Below are 260 nucleotides of genomic sequence, written 5' to 3'. Positions count from 1 at the left end.
CTTCCTCAGTCGGTGCTCTATAAACATTTTTAAGATCGTTACAAAATTCTTTTCGGTCTTTATATGATATATACTTTGTGCTATTTCTAATTTGGTGAATTATGCAGCTTTGAATTTCTGCACTTGGGTAAACAGCATGTATTGCATCTGAAAAACCTTTCAACCCATCTATTGATACAATTAAAATATCTTCTACTCCTCGGTTCTTTAATTCATTAATAATCTTTAACCAGTACTTAGAACTTTCATTTTCTCCTATC

Annotated in this window: 1 protein-coding gene; it reads right to left on the bottom strand. The window is 31.2% G+C overall.

The window, feature by feature from the left end:
* Positions 1-260 (bottom strand): transposase (locus CDO51_RS13355; protein ID WP_205842279.1); only part of this gene is annotated, 260 nt, incomplete at both ends.

It is taken from the genome of Natranaerobius trueperi (genome assembly GCF_002216005.1).
Lineage (GTDB): Bacteria > Bacillota > Natranaerobiia > Natranaerobiales > Natranaerobiaceae > Natranaerobius_A > Natranaerobius_A trueperi.
The sequence above is the reverse complement of the archived record's forward strand: the minus strand, read 5'-3'. Positions and strand labels throughout refer to the sequence as shown.